The sequence below is a fragment of the Bacillus sp. REN16 genome (assembly GCF_020731355.1).
Lineage (GTDB): Bacteria > Bacillota > Bacilli > Bacillales > Bacillaceae_L > Ferdinandcohnia.
Genome location: NZ_JAJFZK010000003.1, coordinates 219,677 through 238,092 on the forward strand (window position 1 = coordinate 219,677; position 18,416 = coordinate 238,092).

An 18,416-nucleotide genomic window follows, 5' to 3' on the forward strand; every position below is an offset into this window, starting at 1 on the left:
CATCCGCCGGGGCTAAACTACTAAATCCAGCAATACTGCCTGAATTAAGTTTACTTTCTGAATATAATGTCCATATCACCATTATATAATGAATGAGCATTCAGTCAATGCTTTTTATTTTAAAATCTCAAATAAACATTCCAATTTTCGTATACACTAAGTTCACAACATAAGGAGGGGTATATTTGCGAGCTATCTTCTGGATTGTCCTTATTATCATTATTCTATTACTGTTACTCCGCCTTGATTACAGTCTCGGGAGAAAAAATCACTTAAAAAAACAAGTTGATGAAGAGTTTCCATTGCGGAACAGTGATATTTCCTTTTATGACACAGGGGAATCCCTCTTCTCCGATCTTTTTGCAGACATTGAAAATGCAACCGAACATATCCATGTCCAATTTTATATTTTGAAGGACGATGACATCAGCAAGGATTTTGTTTCCCTTTTAAAGAAAAAAGCGGAACAAGGTGTGAAAGTACGGTTGCTTCTTGATTGGGTTGGAGCCCACAAGGTCACAAAGGAAATGGAAAAAGACTTGTCCCGCTCAGGTGTTTCATTTGCCTATGCTAACAAGCCCAATTTTCCTTACCTGTTTTACAAGCTAAATGAGCGTAATCACAGAAAAATCTCCGTTATTGATGGAAAAACGGGGTATATAGGCGGCTTCAATATTGGAAAAGAATATCTCGGCGAGGACCCGAAATTTGGCTTCTGGCGCGATTACCATTTAAAACTGACAGGTGAAGGAGTCACAGACCTGCAGACACAGTTTTTGACGGATTGGCATGATTCCACAGAGGAAGCCATCGAAAACCGAAATTCTTATTTTCCGCCTCTTCCAAAAGGCAAATCCCCAACAAGGTTTATTGCAACAAATGGGGTTGATCTTGAAGATGATTTTGTCAGTATGATTAAGCAGGCAGAAAAAGAAATTATTATTGGTTCGCCTTATTTTGTACCGAGCAATCAATTGAAAGAGGAATTAATTAATGCAGCAAAACGAAATGTAAAGATACGAGTCCTTTTACCGAAAAAACCGGACCACCCGTTTGTAAAAGAAGCCGCCATTCCATATATGGACGAACTTTCAAAGATTGGAATTCAATTTTATATGTACTCAAGAGGTTTTTATCATGCAAAAGTCATTTGTATCGACGACAAGCTCTGCGATATCGGTACTGCCAATTTTGATAAAAGAAGTCTTTATTCGAATTATGAAATTAACTGTTATATCCATGATATAGACGTGATGAATGAAGTGAAAAAAGTCGTGGAAGAGGATTTTACAACATCTAATCGGCTCACCCGTGACCGTATCGATGAACTAAAGGCAGAGAAGAAGTTCAAAATTAAAATAGCGACATGGATTTCGTTTTTTTTATAGGGGCTGGCACAAAATTCTGCCACTAATTTAGAAATACGGCCACTATTTGAAAAATACTGTCACTAATTCAGATTTACTGCCACTATTCGAAAAATACTGCCACTAACAAAATGAGGCACCCTGGCAAAGGGTGCCTTTTCATATTTACATTTTCTCAGGTGCAGATACACCAATTAATTTTAATGAGTTTTGCAATGTGATTTGAGTTGCCTTCATTAACGCAAGACGGGCTTTTGTTTTCTCTCGATTGTCTTGGTCAAGCACTTTTTCTGCATTGTAGAAGCTATGAAGGGCAGATGCCAGTTCATTGATGTAATTTGTGATTCGATGCGGAATTCGTTTTTCAGCTGCCTCTGTGACTGCGGCTGGGAATTCACCAAGCTTTTTCAATAGGTCTACTTCTTTTTCTGAACTAATATGTTCAAGAGCGTAATCTCCGTCTAGAACAATATTCATTTCATCGCCAGAGCGCAGCATGCTGCAAATTCTTGCGTGTGCATATTGCGCATAGTACACAGGGTTTTCATTTGATTGTGAAACCGCTAAATCAAGGTCAAAATCTAGATGAGTATCTGAGCTTCTCATTGCGAAGAAGTAACGAACGGCATCCAGACCAACCTCTTCAATCAGATCACGCATCGTAACAGCCTTACCGGTACGCTTACTCATCTTCATTTTTTCACCATTTTTAAAGAGGTGAACAAGCTGAATGATCTCAACTTCTAGCGTATCTTCATCATAGCCCAATGCTTGAATTGCTGCTTTCATACGAGGGATATAGCCATGATGGTCTGCTCCCCATACATTGATTAATTTTTCGAAGCCCCGCTCAAGCTTGTCCTGGTGGTAAGCAATATCCGGTGTTAAATACGTATACGATCCGTCATTTTTAATTAATACACGGTCTTTGTCGTCACCAAATGCAGTTGAACGGAACCATGTCGCACCGTCTTCTTCGTAAATATGACCCGCTTCGCGAAGCGCACCAAGGGCACGATCAATTTTTCCATTATGGTAGAGAGATGTTTCAGAATACCATACATCAAAACGAACGCGATACTCCTCTAGATCCCTTTGAAGCTTGGCCATCTCATATTTCAAGCCATATTCACGGAAAAAGTTAAAGCGTTCTTGCTCATCGACAGTGACATATTTATCGCCAAACTCTTCAGCAAGTCGCTTTCCAATTCCAATTATATCTTGGCCATGATAGCCGTCCTCTGGCATTTCTGCATCCTTACCAAGCGCCTGCATGTAACGAGCCTCAACGGATTTCGCCAGGTTATTAATTTGGTTTCCAGCATCATTGATGTAATACTCACGGGAAACTTCGTAGCCTGCTTTAGCTAAAATATTACTTAATGAATCACCAACAGCTGCCCCGCGAGCATGTCCAAGGTGCAGGTCACCTGTTGGGTTTGCGGAAACAAACTCAACCTGCACTTTTTGCTTATTGCCTACGGTTGTTTCGCCGTACCCATCACCAGCTGTTAATATTGTTGGGATTAAGTCTGTTAAATAGGAATTGTTCATATAAAAGTTGATAAACCCTGGGCCCGCTATTTCAATTTTTTCAATCGATGCTTTTGATTTATCGAAGTTCGCAACGAGTTCCTCAGCAATCATTCGAGGCGCCTTTTTTGCTACACGTGCCAGCTGCATTGCCATGTTTGTCGCATAGTCCCCGTGCGCCTTATCCTTTGGCAGCTCTAATACAACCTCAGGAATCTGGTCTTTAGTAGCCAGTCCAGCTTTTTGTACTGCTTCTTTAATTTCCGCTTTTAAGCGTTCTTTTACCTGATCAACAACGTTCATCTAGTTTCGCTCCTTAAATGTAATGGTTATTTTATGTAATCCAGACTTTTCACCGTGAAGTGAAAGCTCATATGCTAAAAACAACGTCCCTTTTCGAGAGTTTTTGTACCATTTGTATTCGATATTATTTGTTTTTGTTGTGAGGTTAAACGTTCCAAGCTGGTTTTGAAATGAACCGTCCGTGGTTTCATTTTTTCGGTAAACCTGCCTCATTTTCACCTGTCCCGATCGAAGGATGAGAACCTCTTTTTCTGAGATTTTAATGACCGTTTTAACCGTTCCCGTTTCTTGTTTTTCATCAAACTGCAAGTATGTGTTGTTACCCTTTATGTAGTATAGACCATTTGCGTCAAAAGCAACATTTTCTTTCCGACGGCCATCTTTAATTTCAGTTACAAATTTGAGATCAATAGGTACTCCTTCTTGACTCATTTCCACACTTCCTTATAAGTCTTTAACTTTACTAGTATACGGCATTTTATGAGGGGATTTCAAATTAAAAAAGAAAACCCGGCTTAGGCCGAGTAAGAGGTAAAGTTATATGAAGGTATTATTGCTTAGTAACTTTGACGTTCAAGAAGATATTGATTGCAAAAAGGATAATTGCGAGGGTTGTAACCGTTCCGCCAACTGCGATTGCGGGTTCAACTGCTGCATTGCCAAGTAGTAACATCGTCAGTCCGATCATCATGACTGGCAACCCGATGTTATGAAGCCAAAAATGGATCTTTCCAAGCTTTGATTCTCCTGCCTGCGGGAATAAATAGTACACAATTCCTGCTAGCCCCATGGAAGCCCAGCCTAATAAGTTAATATGAACATGGACACCCGTTAGCGTGTAATTGTGTGACATCGACATCCCCATCCCGATTAAAACACCAATCACAAAATACAATGCCGCCATTTTCAAAAAGCGAACCCCAACCATCGAACTCCCCCTTTATTAGGTGAAAATGTAGTTCAAATGTATTATATTCACCTAAACCGAAAGATTTGTCATAATCGTGAAATTTATTTTCCATTGGGATTTCGCTGAGAAAATGGACCCATATTAGCTTTCAAAAAGAACCTTACTAGTTTCCGAAATATCGTCATCTCCAAATTACTCTTATTTATTTTCTAATTATATCTAGCTATAATTGGTAATAACCAATTATGCAAAGGAGAACATTGAAATGAAAAAAACAATTCATTTCCTCCTTCTTTTGATGATATTCTTTGTTGTAACGGCATGCTCAAATGAAATGAAGGATCAAACTCCTGAAGAAGTCGAGTTGATCATCTCTGCTGCCGCAAGCTTACAGGATGCTTTCGTCCCGATTCAAAAAGAGTTTGAGGAAAAATATCCAACTATTAAACTAGTATTTAACTTTGGAGGCTCTGGTGCTCTTCAACAACAAATTTCACAAGGGGCTCCGGCTGATCTCTTTTTCTCAGCTGCCACAGATAAGTTCGATACATTAATAAATGAAGGTCTTATTAACGAAGAAGATGGTGTACAATTATTAGGAAATGAAATTGTACTAGTCATTCCTAAGGATCATAAAAATGGAGTCACATCTTTTGATGACCTTTCAAATGCATCCAAAATTTCCATCGGCACACCCGAATCTGTACCTGCTGGACAATATGGGAAAGAAGCATTAGAAAACATGGAGATCTGGAATGAGATTGAGGATAAAATTGTCTATGCGAAAGATGTGCGCCAAGTGCTTACATATGTAGAAACAAATAATATAGATGCAGGAATTGTCTATAAAACCGATGCTGTTTCTTCTAATAAAGTGGAAATTGTTGCGTCAGCGGATGCTGATAGCCACCCACCGATTATTTACCCGGTTGGTGTCATTAAAGATAGCAAACATCGAAATGAAGCACTAAAATTCTATGAATTTCTTCAAACTAAAAACACCATCAAGACATTTGAAGAATTTGGATTCAAAGGACTGATTGAAGCAAAATGACTACCGATTTTTGGTCACCGATTAAACTTTCACTTGAAATAGCTGCATTTTCTAGCATTATTGTGTTAATCACAGGGCTCCTTTTAGCAAGAGTAATGGCCCATACAAAATTCAAGGGGAAGGCTATTATAGAAACTCTTTTTCTATTACCATTAGTTTTACCCCCAACTGTTGTTGGGTTCTTATTAATTATTATTTTTGGGAGAAACAGTGTGATTGGTCAAGGAATCGAGTGGTTCTTTGGTCAACCGATCATGTTTACATGGTGGGCTGCGGCAATTGCCTCCATTGTTGTTTCCTTTCCGCTTATGTACAACTCAGCGAAGGTCGGCTTTGAAAGTATTGATGTGGACATTGAGAATGCAGCACGTGTAGACGGTGCTGGGAAATGGAAGCTGTTTCTTTTCGTATCCATTCCACTTGCTATGAAATCGATTATTTCGGGCGGAATCCTAAGCTTTGCAAGAGGCTTAGGTGAATTTGGAGCGACACTCATGTTCGCCGGCAATATCCCTGGAAAAACTCAAACTACCTCAGTCGCCATTTATTTGGCAATTGATACAGGGAATATGCAATTAGCCTGGTTGTGGGTCGCCTGTATGATTGGGATTTCATTTATTATGCTGTTTCTTGTGCATTTTATAAAAGCTTAGCAAAAAGGCCATGGACTCTTATCGAATCCATGACCTTTTCATTAATGCATCACTTGGTAACCAAGCTTTTCAATCGTTTCTGCGATTTGTGCTTTTGTAACTCGGTCTGTATCAAATGTTGCCTTCACTTTACTAGAATTAAATAATACTTTTGCTTCTTCTACCCCTTCCATTTTTCCAAGCTTTGTTTCGATCTTTTTAATACAAGATGGGCAAGTAAGAGGTTCTAATTGTAGTTTAATGGTTTCCATATTAATCTCTCCTTTTTTCTTTTTCTATTATTATTGTAAGCTGATTTTTCATGACCTTCTTTGACCTTGGTCAAATTTTAGGCAGTTGCGAATCGCAATCCATGTTCTTTCTTCATTGTTTTGCGATTGAAGCTCATTAATCTCATAGCGTTCAGGATCACAAGAAGGACACTTGCTTCATGGATGAACATTCCTGATGCGAGGTGAACGGTTCCCATGAGTACCCCCGTTAAGAGGACGAAGGCAATTCCAACTGCAAAGTATGTGTTTTGCTTCATATTGCGGATGGTTGCTTTTGATAGTGAGTAAGCATGTGAGAACTGCATGAGCTTATCCGCCATTAAGACGATGTCTGCTGTTTCCATTGAAATATCTGTACCGCCCTCACCCATTGCAAGACCGATATCTGCTGTTGCGATTGCGGGTGCATCGTTGATTCCGTCTCCTGCCATGGCAACGACATGACCCGCAGCTTTTAATTTTTTTACGTAATCTACTTTATCTTCTGGAAGTAACTCTGCATGGAATTCATCCAAGCCTAAGGTGGTTGCGACAAGCTCCGCTGTATGCTTATTATCACCGGTCAGCATGACAATTTTCTTAATGCCGTTTTTTCGCATTGCCGCAAGAGCTCTTTGCGCATCTTCCCGAATTTGGTCCGCGATTGAGAAAATACCAGCAACTTCCCCATCAACACTAGCAAAGACTGCGGTGTTACCCGCTTTTTCTCGGTCAATCGCATAGGCACCAACAGCACCTGGAATTTCGATGCCCTCTGAATCCATCAGTTTGCGATTTCCGATTGCAAGTATATGACCTGCAACCTTTGCACGAATCCCATTTCCTTTAATGACCTCGCCGTCTTCTGGTTCAATCTCTAAAGCTAGTTTTCTTGCATTTGCTTCTTTTACGATCGTTTGTCCCAGATGATGCTCAGAAATAGTTTCTGCCTGTGCTACGAGCAGCAATAATTCATTTGGTTCGAAGCTGCCAAATGTCTTGATATCTGTTACTTCTGGTTTCCCTTTTGTCAGTGTTCCTGTTTTATCGAAAACGAGTGTGTCTACTTTAGAGAATACATCCATGACTTCTCCACCCTTCACTAAAACACCGTTTTTCGCCCCATTTCCGATTCCGGCAACGTTCGACACCGGGGCCCCAATCACAAGTGCACCAGGACAAGCAATCACAAGGAAGGTAATCGCGATATGGAGATCTCTAGTGAAAAGATAGACAAGTACAGATAAAACAACGACTGCTGGCGTATAGATATTCGCAAATTTATTCAGGAATTTTTCTGTTTTTGATTTGGATTCCTGCGCTTCCTCCACTAGCTCAATAATTTTGGCAAAAGTCGTATCATCTCCCACTTTTTCCGCGATCATTTCGATATAGCCATTGTCGACGATGGTTCCACTGAATACTTTGTCTTCTAATCTCTTTGATGCTGGTACAGACTCACCCGTAATAGCTGCTTCATTTAGAGAAGCTTGACCTGAAACGATCTTGCCATCAACCGGAACCTTTCCACCGGAGCGGATAATCACACGGTCGCCAACGAGAACTTCTTCAACTGGGATTGTGACTTGATTGCCATCTCGGACAACAACCGCTTCCTGTGGTGCCATTTCGACTAGGTTTTTAAGAGATGAACGTGTTTTTTCCAATGTACGTGCTTCTAAATAATCGCCGAATAAAAATAGGAAGGTAACGACCGCTGACTCGACAAATTCACCGATAAACAGTGCACCAATCACGGCGATCGTGACGAGCAATTCAATGCTGAATGTCTTCATTTTTAAGGCCTGAAATGCTTTAATGAAGATCGGGATTCCCGCGATGACTGTCACAATGATAAGGGAAGCTGCTTTTAAAAATTCATATCCTGTTAAATGAAAAATCAATGTGAGAACAAGCAAGGATCCTGAAACAGCTGTTATTTTCGTTTTTTGTTTATTTATCCAATTGATCATTTTAATTTTCTCCCCTTTCCTTCTATATCTTTATAATAAAGGGAAGTCGGGAACTTTTATTTGACCGCAGTCAAAATTGACTATTTCAAATAAAAAACTCCCCAAACCTTTGAGGAGTACTAAAAAAGGTCATGGACTCTTCCTGAATCCATGACCTTTGCATTATTTTTGAATCCACCCTAAAATCATCTCACGAATCAGCTTACTTGCAGTATTCGCTGTTTGCTCAGACACATCATAAATTGGTGCAACCTCCACCAAGTCAGATCCAACCACTCGAATATCAGATTTCGCAATTTCGTGAATGGCTCCTAGTAATTCCTTCGACGTAATTCCACCAGCATCCACTGTACCTGTTCCAGGCGCATGTGCAGGATCCAATACATCAATATCAATCGTTACATATACAGGGCGACCCGCTAGCTTTGGAAGAATCTTCTTCAACGGTTCAAGCACTTCAAATTTTGAAATATGCATGCCGTTTTCCTTTGCCCATCGGAATTCTTCCTTCATCCCTGAACGGATTCCGAATGAAAAGACATTTTCTGGTCCAATCAACTCTGCAATTTTACGAATGGGTGTTGAATGAGAAAGCGCCTCTCCCTCGTAATTTTCACGCAAATCGGTATGGGCATCCATATGAATGATCACTAGATCTGGATATTTTTTATAAACAGCCTTCATTACTGGCCAAGAAACGAGATGCTCGCCTCCCATGCCAAGTGGATACTTTCCAGCAGCTAATACCTGATCGACAAAATCCTCAATCATTTCAATGCTGCGCTGTGGATTTCCAAATGGCAACGGAATATCGCCCGCATCATAGTACTTCACTTCATCCAATTCTTTATTAAGATATGGGCTATATTCCTCAAGGCCAATTGATACTTCGCGAATTCGGCTAGGACCAAAACGTGAGCCTGGACGGTAGCTTACTGTCCAGTCCATCGGCATGCCATAAATGACCGCTTCGCTCTCCTCAAAATTCGGATGGCTTTTGATAAACACATTTCCTGAATAAGCTTCATCAAATCTCATCGAAAATCCCCCATTACTTCGTTAAGTCCGCAACAAATTTAGGCAATACAAACGCTGCTTTGTGGATTTCTTTTGTATAGTATTTTGTTTCGATCTCATGGAAGCGATCTTCGCTTACCTCTAATGGATCATATTTTTTCGAACCAATTGTGAATGTCCATAGACCACTTGGGTATGTTGGGATATTCGCAAGATATAGGCGTGTGATTGGGAAGATTTCCTTCACATCACGTTGCACGTTACGGATTAAGTCTGGTGTGAACCAAGGGTTGTCCGTTTGTGCAACAAATACGCCGTCTTCTTTTAATGCCTTCGAAATGCCCGCATAAAAGCCTTTTGTGAACAGATTAACTGCTGGACCAACAGGCTCAGTGGAGTCGACCAGGATGACGTCATATTCGTTCTCACTTTCGGCAATATGCATAAAGCCATCGCCAACCTTTACTTCCACGCGCGGGTCCTCAAGCTTACCTGCAATTTCAGGAAGGTACTTCTTTGAATACTCAATTACTTTTCCGTCAATATCAACTAAAGTCGCTTTTTTCACACTTGGGTGTTTTAACACTTCACGGATTACCCCACCGTCACCGCCGCCAACGACTAGTACGTTTTCAGGATTTGGGTGTGTAAATAATGGTACATGCGCAACCATCTCGTGGTACACGAACTCGTCCACTTGAGTGGTCATCACCATGCCATCAAGAACGAGCATGTTGCCAAATTCCTCAGTTTCGATCATATCGAGCTTTTGAAACTCCGTTTGTTCTGTATGTAAGGTTTGTTTAATTTTTGCTGTAATACCAAAGCTTTTTGTTTGTTTCTCCGTAAACCATAATTCCATGTTCATAACATCCTTTCTACCTAAAAAATTCAGGGATTTTATCCCTTTATCGTTCCCTATTTCCATAAAAAAATCGGTGTCAACTTCAAAAAGTATAAGGCAACCTGCCAAAATTGCAAGAAATTTTTTCACCATTTAGAAAATAAACGTTTAAAACAGGAGAAATCTTTTCATACTGGTTGATATATGCCTACGATAAATGGAGGTGAACCCTGGTGGAGCTTATTAGAAATGATCGGTTTAAAATTACAATGAAAATATTGCGTGCATGTCTTTTTATTAGCTTAATTGGCTGTGTCCTTGTGGCAGTCGGTATTTTAGGCGTGCTTGCCTATGCGAAAACTCAGGGAGCGCCTCCTCTTGCCGTACCACTCTCAACCTTATTCTACGCGGATGATGGGACTTTAATTGGAGAAGAACGCCATCAGGGGGAGACCCGCTATTGGGTATCGCTTGATGATATGTCAGAGGCGGTAGTTGATGCGACAGTATCCATTGAGGATCGTAACTATTTTGACCATCATGGCTTTGACTACAAACGAATTGGCGGTGCGATCATTGCCGACATTAAAGCAATGGCAAAGGTTCAAGGGGCAAGTACGATTACCCAGCAATATGCCAGAAATCTGTTTTTGGAGCATGAAAAAACATGGAATCGAAAACTCACTGAGGCCTTATATACGATTCGACTTGAGCTAAACTATTCCAAAAAAGAAATTTTAGAAGGCTATTTAAATACCATTTATTATGGACATGGCGTCTATGGAGTTGAAGCGGCAGCAAATTACTATTTCGGAAAAAGAGCGAGCGAGCTGTCACTTGCGGAAGCCTCAATGCTAGCTGGGATTCCAAAGGGTCCAACCCATTATTCACCATTAGTAAACGAGGTAAAAGCAAAACAACGGCAAAATGTCGTCCTCAATTCGATGGTAGAAAATGGCGCTATTTCAAGGCAAGCTGCTGAACAAGCACGTGCGGAAAAATTAATTTTTACTGGCAACAAAGTCATTGGACGTGAGGATATTGCACCTTATTTCCAGGATGTTGTTAAAAAAGAGCTTTATTCAAAATTGAAGCTTGATCAAAAAACAATCGAAACAGGCGGCTTGCGCGTTTACACCACTCTTAATCCAGACCTGCAAAAAATAGCTGAGGAAAAAGTCGTAAACTTTATAAAGGAAGATTCTAAGATTCAACTTGGGTTTGCTGCGATTGATCCAAAAAATGGTGAAGTACGGGCGTTAATTGGCGGACGGAATTTTGAGGAAAGTCCATATAACAGGGCAACCCAAGCAAAACGTCAACCTGGTTCAACCTTCAAACCATTTTTATATTATGCAGCACTAGAAAAGGGCTACACGCCTTCGACTCAAATCCGGAGTGAGCTCACAACGTTTTCATATGACGATGATCGCTCTAAATATACACCACGAAATTATAAAAATTACTATGCAAATGACTCAATTACGTTGGCTCAAGCAATTGCTTTGTCCGACAATGTGTATGCTGTGAAAACACACCTCTTCCTTGGTGATGGTGAGCTTGTCGATACGGCGAAAAAGCTTGGAATTTCAAGCAAACTTAAGGATGTGCCTTCACTTGCGTTAGGTACTTCCGGGGTTAGCGTACTTGAAATGGTAAATGCGTATGCCACGATTGATAATGGCGGAACGCTTCATAAGCCAATTTTTATTACGAGAGTAGAAAATTACAAAGGTGAAGTCATCTATGAAAATAAACCTAAGCCAAAAAAGGTGCTTGATGAGGACCTGGCTTTTGTGACAACTCAGCTCATGACAGGGATGTTTGATGAAAAACTAAATGACTACACAGCTGTAACAGGATCAACAATTAGTGATAGGCTGACCCGCTATTACGCTGGGAAATCAGGTTCAACTGACACTGATAGCTGGATGATTGGATACTCTCCACAGCTCGTCGCTGGCATTTGGACTGGATATGACAATAATGAACCACTGACACTTGTCGCAGATAAACAATATGCAAAAAATATTTGGGCCGGGTTCATGGAGGAAGCCCATCAGGATAGTGCGCCAAAACCATTCAAACCGACAGAAGGTGTTGTCGGTGTGTATGTAAATCCAGACACAGGCTTGCTCCCAACAAAGGATTGCCCTGTTTCAAGGCTCACGTATTATAAAGCAGGAACTGAGCCAACGGAATACTGCTCGAAGAATGTGGAAGATGTGAAAAAGGATAAATCAAAGAAAGACGAAGAAAAAGAGCAGAAAGGCTTCTTTAAGAAGATGTTTGATTGGTTTTAATTTGGATGGGGCAGGGACAGGTTCCTTGTCCCATTTGTGCTATACAGTTACCTTATGAAGGACTTTTTGGGTGTGATTTTCACTCTGAATGGTCTTCAACCCACCTATGAAGGACTTTTCAAGCGTGTTTTTCACTCTGAATGGTCTTCATACTACCTATGAAGGACTTTTCAAGCGTAATTTTCCTTTGAATGGTCTTCATACCGTCCATGAAGGACTTTTCGAGCTTCATTTTCACTCTGAATGGTCTTCATACTACCTATGAAGGACTTTTCAAGCGTAATTTTCCTTTGAATGGTCTTCATACCGTCCATGAAGGACTTTTCGAGCTTAATTTTCCTCTGAATGGTCTTCATGCGCCTATGAAGGACTTTTCGAGCATGTTTTTCTCTCAGAATGGTCTTCATACCGCCTATGAAGGACTTTTCGAGCTTAATTTTCACTCTGAATGGTCTTCATATCACTTATGAAGGACTTTTCGAGCATAATTTTCCTCTGAATGGTCTTCATGCGCCTATGAAGGACTTTTCGAGCATGTTTTTCTCTCAGAATGGTCTTCATACCGTCCATGAAGGACTTTTCGAGCTTAATTTTCACTCTGAATGGTCTTCATGCCGCCTATGAAGGACTTTTCAAGCGTAATTTTCCTTTGAATGGTCTTCATACCGTCCATGAAGGACTTTTCGAGCTTAATTTTCCTCTGAATGGTCTTCATGCGCCTATGAAGGACTTTTCGAGCATGTTTTTCTCTCAGAATGGTCTTCATACCGCCTATGAAGGACTTTTCGAGCTTAATTTTCACTCTGAATGGTCTTCATATCACTTATGAAGGACTTTTCGAGCATAATTTTCCTCTGAATGGTCTTCATGCGCCTATGAAGGACTTTTCGAGCATGTTTTTCTCTCAGAATGGTCTTCATACCGTCCATGAAGGACTTTTCGAGCTTAATTTTCACTCTGAATGGTCTTCATGCCGCCTATGAAGGACTTTTCGAGCGTAATTTTCCTCTGAATGGTCTTCATACCGTCCATGAAGGACTTTTCGAGCATGTTTTTCTCTCAGAATGGTCTTCATACCGCCTATGAAAGACTTTTCGAGCTTAATTTTCACTCTGAATGGTCTTCATACCGTCCATGAAGGACTTTTCGAGCATGTTTTTCTCTCAGAATGGTCTTCATACCGTCCATGAAGGACTTTTCGAGCTTAATTTTCACTCAGAATGGTCTTCATGCCGCCTATGAAGGACTTTTCGAGCGTAATTTTCCTCTGAATGGTCTTCATACCGTCTATGAATGACTTTTCGAGCGTAATTTTCCTCTGAATGGTCTTCATACCGTCTATGAATGACTTTTCGAGCGTAATTTTCCTCTGAATGGTCTTCATACCGTCTATGAATGACTTTTCGAGCGTAATTTTCCTCTGAATGGTCTTCATACCGTCCATGAAGGACTTTTCGAGCATGTTTTTCTCTCAGAATGGTCTTCATACCGCCTATGAAAGACTTTTCGAGCTTAATTTTCACTCTGAATGGTCTTCATACCGTCCATGAAGGACTTTTCGAGCATGTTTTTCTCTCAGAATGGTCTTCATACCGTCCATGAAGGACTTTTCGAGCATGTTTTTCTCTCAGAATGGTCTTCATACCGTCCATGAAGGACTTTTCGAGCGTAATTTTTGCTCTGAATGGTCTTCATCTGTCATTTTGGGCGATCGGCGCGTCCGAACAATCGAGTCATAGCTGGACAACAAAAAAAGCGAAACCCCCAGGCTGGATAGGTCCTGGGGGTTTCTATGTCCTAGTTTCAATGTGTGTACATTGTAAATTTAGTGTACTTTATTTTGCCAAAAAAGCTCAAGCATTAGTGCGTTTGTTCACCAAAATGTCACAAATAGAATGCTTTATTCTACCTTTAATCCCTCTTTTAACTCATCACCCGAATTATCCCAAATCTCTTTATTATGGTTTATTAAGAAGTCGGTCAACAGCTTCTTGGATTTGTCGTCCATAAAATCAACCATAATGTGACGTTTTAATGATTTATCCATTCTGTTCACATGCTCTGGTAATGATTTGTAGCCGCGGCGAATTGAGCGGTCGACTGTCATGTAGCAAGCCGTTACACCTGCATAATATGGCCCCTCTTCCTTCCGATCAATCGTTACCCAAACAAGCCAATAAGGCTTGCCGTTTGGAACGTCTTCTTTATTCGGAAGAAACTTAATCCCTTTTTCGACGACGCTTCTTGCATGCATCGCACCCACATCAACGAAAACATCTTCATCTTCTATATCGACGAATACGGGTGAAATATTTTCGAGGCTAAGTGCTCCGATCCCATATCCTTTGTGTCCATCTGTTGGATCATTTTTAATGATATTGAAGGCTACTTTTTTCTTATTTTGATCCACCGTACATCCACCTTTCCCTTTTAGAGGATGTTCTAATAGTCAGCCGAAAATGACGCATCGAATTTCTGCGTTGGCTTGCTTCTCCGGTCCTCACGTATTAACTGCATACGCTCCGGTACTCAAAGCTGCACCGCCTTGAAATTCTCGGTCCTTTTCACCCTCCTTTAGAACTCACACTTCTAATCATTACCAACTAGTTTATCATATGAATGTCTAATTTTATAATTGAAGGATTGGCCTGAAAATCGCGACCAAGATATCTGTGATAGCATAGACCCCACCATATAATATCGGAAATAAAAACCGATCTCCAAGTGGTGTAATCACCAATACTAAAAAGAGTACAATTCCAAGACCTTCATATTGTGTTAATCTTGGTCGAATCCGTGCCGGCACAAGGTCTTCAATGATGCGATAACCGTCAAGTGGCGGAAACGGCAATAGATTAAAAATGAACAGCACAATGTTAAGGCGTACAAATAGGTTAAAGAATGTTTCAAGACCTTCCCCAACAGCCTCCGGAATAACAGCAAAAGCACCGATCCGTATAAGGATGATGTACATAAGCAAAGCTAATGCTGCAACAACCAAGTTGCTTAATGGACCTGCAACTGAAACAAGGATTCCTGCAAGCCGTGGCTTTTTAAAGTGAAATCGATTTACTGGTACAGGACGCGCCCAGCCAAACCCGGCAAGAAAAATAAGAATCGTCCCAAATGGATCTAGATGAGCAATGGGATTTAAGGTCAATCTCCCTTGCCGTTTCGCCGTATCATCGCCAAACTTGTATGCAACATAGGCATGCGCAAATTCATGCACCGTAAAAGCAACTAAAAGTGAGATGACAACATACGGAATCAAGCTTAGGTCATAATGTAAATATCTACTTAATTGTTCCACCGAATTTCTCCTTTTCCTAGAAAAGTTACTATTTTCAGTATACAATACATTTAAACCATTGTTCAAAAAGGAGGATGAAGAGGACCAAGAATTTCAAGGCGGCGCAGTTTTGAGTAGCGGAACGTATGCAGTTAATACGTGAGCAGACGATCTTGCACGCCGGAAAAGTGGCTTTCTTTTCCAAGGAACGGAGAAACAAGCCAACAAAGAAATTCGATGTGTCATATTCGTCCGACTTTTTTGACATCCTTTAAAGCTTTAGAAAACACAGATTGGAGAGATCAATTGTGCCATACGTAACAGTTAAAATGCTAGAAGGACGCACTGAGGAACAAAAAAAGGCGCTCGTTGAAAAAGTGACAGCAGCTGTATCTGAAACAACTGGGGCAGCAGAAGAGAAAATTGTTGTTTTCATTGAGGAAATGACAAAAAATCATTATGCAGTAGCCGGCAAACGTTTAATCGATCAAGAATAATAAGCTGGAAAACCAACCCGCGGGATATGAACTGCGGGTTTTCATTTTTATTAAAAAATTTGTACAATTCGTAACTCCATTTATATATAATAAGAAAAACATATTAAAAGCCGAGGGGTGCATAAAGTGGAAAACTTTTATTTGTTTGTCTTTATGTGTATTTTACTGATTATTTTACCTGGTCCCGATACTGCTATCGCTACGAAAAACACTCTCACTGTTGGGAGAATTGGCGGTCTCAAAACAGCCCTAGGGACTTGTTGCGCCCTGCTTATCCATACTTCGGCTGCCGTATTAGGACTATCAGCCATCATTGTGAAATCAGCATTATTATTTTCCATTTTCAAATACGTTGGTACTATTTACTTAATTTATCTAGGGATTAAGACACTAGCAGCATTGCGGAAAAAGGAAGTAGCCGCAAGTGTTGAGGTGAACACAGCAAGCCAGTTTGAAAACAAATCTTGCTTTAAACAAGGATTTCTAACCAATCTCCTTAACCCCAAGGTTGCAGTCTTTTTCTTAACGTTTTTACCTCAATTTGTGGACGCTGGGAGCAATACCTTTCTACCGTTTCTTATAATGGGCTTCACGTATACTGTATTGACTGCCATCTGGTTTTTCCTTTATGTGTATTTACTCAATCAAATTAGTACTTTTATGAAAAAACCAAAAGCACAAAATATGATTGAAGGTATTACAGGTGCAATCCTGATCGGTTTTGGTATTAAACTAGCCCTAGAAAAAGCGCATCATTAAATATTCAAAAGGGGGATTGTTTCGAAGTTGGAACAATCCTTTTTTTATCCCCTATCGAATTACATTCGTTTCTTCCTATTTGTTTTCCACATGATTAAACCCCTTTCTGGGGAAAACTAACCTAAAACATTTTCAAATAAGTCTTGCAGTCTTCATTACAAACGAATATTATAGAAAAGGATTTTTAAATTGTTCGTCTTTTGGAGGTACACAAACTATGTTTAAATTATCAGAGCTTAATACTAGTGTTAAAAAGGAAGTACTCGCAGGGATTACGACCTTTCTAACAATGGTCTATGTAGTTGTCGTCAACCCCGTTATACTATCTGATGCAGGAGTGCCCTTTCAGCAAGTATTTTTAGCAACGATTATCGCAACTGTCGTTGGAACGCTTTGGATGGCACTATTTGCAAATTATCCGATTGCGATTGCCCCTGGAATGGGCTTAAATGCCTTTTTTGCGTATTCGGTTGTTGGAGCAAATGAAAATATCACCTACCATACTGCATTTGCTGCTGTATTTGTAGCAGGTATCATTTTTGTAATTTTGTCATTAACACCGTTTCGGGAAAAATTAATTGAGGCCATTCCACCAAACCTTAAGCACGGAATCACTGCTGGAATTGGATTATTTATTGCATTTATCGGTCTGCGACTAACTGGAATTATAACTGCACACCCAACCAATTTAGTGACTTTAGGTGATTTACACTCGCCATCGGTCCTTTTAGCGCTGGTTGGGCTAGCCATCACCCTTATACTCATGTCACGAAATGTAAATGGCGCCTTATTTTTCGGGATGATCATCACCGCCATTATTGCTTATTTTACTGGTCAGCTTGAGTTTAAAGAAGGATTCGTGAATACTCCCTCCCTTCCTGAAGGGTTAATAATTGCCAATCCATTTGCTGCAATAGGCGATGTCATTCAGTACGGTCTATATGCAGTTGTTTTCTCGTTTTTACTTGTGACTATTTTTGACACGACTGGAACGATGATTGGGGTTGCTGAGCAAGCCGGGCTTATGAAGGGAAATGTCATGCCACGCGCAAGACAAGCCTTACTTGCCGATTCAGTTGGTACAACGGTTGGAGCTATGTTTGGAACAAGCCCTACAAGTGCATATATTGAATCGTCAACAGGAGTTGCTGCTGGAGGAAGAACTGGTCTAACCTCAGTTACGGTTGCGGTCCTTTTTGTTCTAGCTGCTTTCTTCGGACCTTTAGTGAGTGCCGTTTCTGGTATTGCCGCGATTACAGCACCTACCTTAATTATTGTAGGCTCCCTGATGATGGGAAGCATTAAGGATATTAGATGGAATGAGATTGATGAAGCTTTTCCTGCCTTTTTAATCATCCTAAGCATGCCGCTAACTTCAAGCATCGCAACAGGGATTGCACTAGGCTTTATTTCATACCCGATTATGAAAGTTGTTAAAGGAAAATGGAGAGAGGTTCACCCGCTCGTTTATCTCTTTGCAGTCCTGTTTTTCTACCAGCTTGCATATTTACCGCATTGATACAGAATGTGCAAGCGCCTTGTTCAGCCCCGACAAGCATAAGAAAAGCCGGCGAGAAGGATGTAGTTTATCCTTCTTGAAGGATTGGCTTATGACCTCGAGGGGCTAGGCGCTGGAACTGGACTATGCCAAAAAACTCGGCAG

17 protein-coding genes are annotated in these 18,416 nt (G+C 40.6%); 7 read left to right on the forward strand and 10 right to left on the reverse strand.

Annotated features, from left to right (window positions below; translation table 11 throughout):
• The first annotated feature begins 185 nt into the window (after positions 1-185).
• The gene (gene cls / locus LKW28_RS04940) at positions 186-1,388 is read left to right on the forward strand and encodes a cardiolipin synthase (protein WP_229139236.1); all 1,203 of its coding nucleotides are present in this window, start codon (positions 186-188) and stop codon (positions 1,386-1,388) included.
• Between the two features lie 144 nt (positions 1,389-1,532).
• Here the strand turns inward: cls and argS are convergent, their stop codons facing one another.
• From argS to LKW28_RS04955, 3 genes are all read right to left on the reverse strand, one after another.
• Positions 1,533-3,203, reverse strand: coding sequence for an arginine--tRNA ligase (gene argS, locus LKW28_RS04945; protein WP_229139237.1), 1,671 nt, complete (start codon positions 3,201-3,203; stop codon positions 1,533-1,535).
• The gene (locus LKW28_RS04950) at positions 3,204-3,641 is read right to left on the reverse strand and encodes a DUF1934 domain-containing protein (RefSeq protein WP_420708812.1); all 438 of its coding nucleotides are present in this window, start codon (positions 3,639-3,641) and stop codon (positions 3,204-3,206) included.
• A 112-nt stretch (positions 3,642-3,753) separates the two neighbouring features.
• Entirely contained in the window at positions 3,754-4,131 is a 378-nt protein-coding gene (locus tag LKW28_RS04955) for a cbb3-type cytochrome c oxidase subunit I (RefSeq protein ID WP_229139239.1), read from the reverse strand.
• 247 nt (positions 4,132-4,378) lie between these two features.
• On the opposite strand from LKW28_RS04955, the gene modA reads away from it, so the two are divergent.
• On the forward strand, positions 4,379-5,167 hold the full coding sequence (modA, locus tag LKW28_RS04960; RefSeq protein WP_229139240.1) for a molybdate ABC transporter substrate-binding protein: 789 nt from the start codon (positions 4,379-4,381) through the stop codon (positions 5,165-5,167).
• Positions 5,164-5,820 carry a molybdate ABC transporter permease subunit gene (modB, locus tag LKW28_RS04965; protein WP_229139241.1) on the forward strand — a complete coding sequence of 219 codons (657 nt, stop codon included), beginning with the start codon at positions 5,164-5,166 and terminating at the stop codon, positions 5,818-5,820. Before modA ends, modB begins: the two co-directional genes overlap by 4 nt.
• 41 nt (positions 5,821-5,861) lie before the next feature.
• Here the strand turns inward: modB and LKW28_RS04970 are convergent, their stop codons facing one another.
• The 4 genes from LKW28_RS04970 to speE form a co-directional block, all read right to left on the reverse strand.
• On the reverse strand, positions 5,862-6,071 hold the full coding sequence (locus LKW28_RS04970; protein WP_229139242.1) for a heavy-metal-associated domain-containing protein: 210 nt from the start codon (positions 6,069-6,071) through the stop codon (positions 5,862-5,864).
• 77 nt (positions 6,072-6,148) lie between these two features.
• The gene (locus LKW28_RS04975; protein ID WP_229139243.1) at positions 6,149-8,044 is read right to left on the reverse strand and encodes a heavy metal translocating P-type ATPase; all 1,896 of its coding nucleotides are present in this window, start codon (positions 8,042-8,044) and stop codon (positions 6,149-6,151) included.
• 162 nt (positions 8,045-8,206) lie between these two features.
• Positions 8,207-9,082: an agmatinase gene (gene speB, locus LKW28_RS04980; RefSeq protein WP_229139244.1), complete on the reverse strand. Its 876-nt coding sequence runs from the start codon at positions 9,080-9,082 to the stop codon at positions 8,207-8,209.
• A gap of 13 nt (positions 9,083-9,095) precedes the next feature.
• A complete protein-coding gene (gene speE / locus LKW28_RS04985; protein ID WP_229139245.1) occupies positions 9,096-9,923 on the reverse strand; it encodes a spermidine synthase in 828 nt (275 codons plus the stop codon).
• A 215-nt stretch (positions 9,924-10,138) separates the two neighbouring features.
• On the opposite strand from speE, the gene LKW28_RS04990 reads away from it, so the two are divergent.
• Complete coding sequence (locus LKW28_RS04990) at positions 10,139-12,208, forward strand: transglycosylase domain-containing protein (protein ID WP_229139246.1); 2,070 nt, start codon at positions 10,139-10,141, stop codon at positions 12,206-12,208.
• A 1,211-nt stretch (positions 12,209-13,419) separates the two neighbouring features.
• Here LKW28_RS04990 and LKW28_RS04995 read toward each other — a convergent pair.
• The 3 genes from LKW28_RS04995 to LKW28_RS05005 all read right to left on the reverse strand — a co-directional run bounded on the left by LKW28_RS04995 (position 13,420) and on the right by LKW28_RS05005 (position 15,518).
• Positions 13,420-13,731, reverse strand: coding sequence for a hypothetical protein (locus tag LKW28_RS04995; protein WP_229139247.1), 312 nt, complete (start codon positions 13,729-13,731; stop codon positions 13,420-13,422).
• Between the two features lie 377 nt (positions 13,732-14,108).
• Positions 14,109-14,618, reverse strand: coding sequence for a YwhD family protein (locus LKW28_RS05000; protein ID WP_229139248.1), 510 nt, complete (start codon positions 14,616-14,618; stop codon positions 14,109-14,111).
• Between the two features lie 219 nt (positions 14,619-14,837).
• Entirely contained in the window at positions 14,838-15,518 is a 681-nt protein-coding gene (locus LKW28_RS05005; protein ID WP_229139249.1) for a site-2 protease family protein, read from the reverse strand.
• Between the two features lie 287 nt (positions 15,519-15,805).
• Between LKW28_RS05005 and LKW28_RS05010 the strand changes: the two genes are divergently transcribed.
• From LKW28_RS05010 to LKW28_RS05020, 3 genes are all read left to right on the forward strand, one after another.
• Positions 15,806-15,994 (forward strand): 2-hydroxymuconate tautomerase, encoded by a 189-nt coding sequence (locus LKW28_RS05010; RefSeq protein WP_229139250.1) that lies wholly within the window; start codon positions 15,806-15,808, stop codon positions 15,992-15,994.
• A 153-nt stretch (positions 15,995-16,147) separates the two neighbouring features.
• A complete protein-coding gene (locus LKW28_RS05015; RefSeq protein ID WP_229139379.1) occupies positions 16,148-16,753 on the forward strand; it encodes a LysE family translocator in 606 nt (201 codons plus the stop codon).
• Positions 16,754-16,970: 217 nt separating this feature from the next.
• Positions 16,971-18,272 (forward strand): NCS2 family permease, encoded by a 1,302-nt coding sequence (locus tag LKW28_RS05020; protein ID WP_229139251.1) that lies wholly within the window; start codon positions 16,971-16,973, stop codon positions 18,270-18,272.
• Positions 18,273-18,416 lie beyond the last annotated feature (144 nt).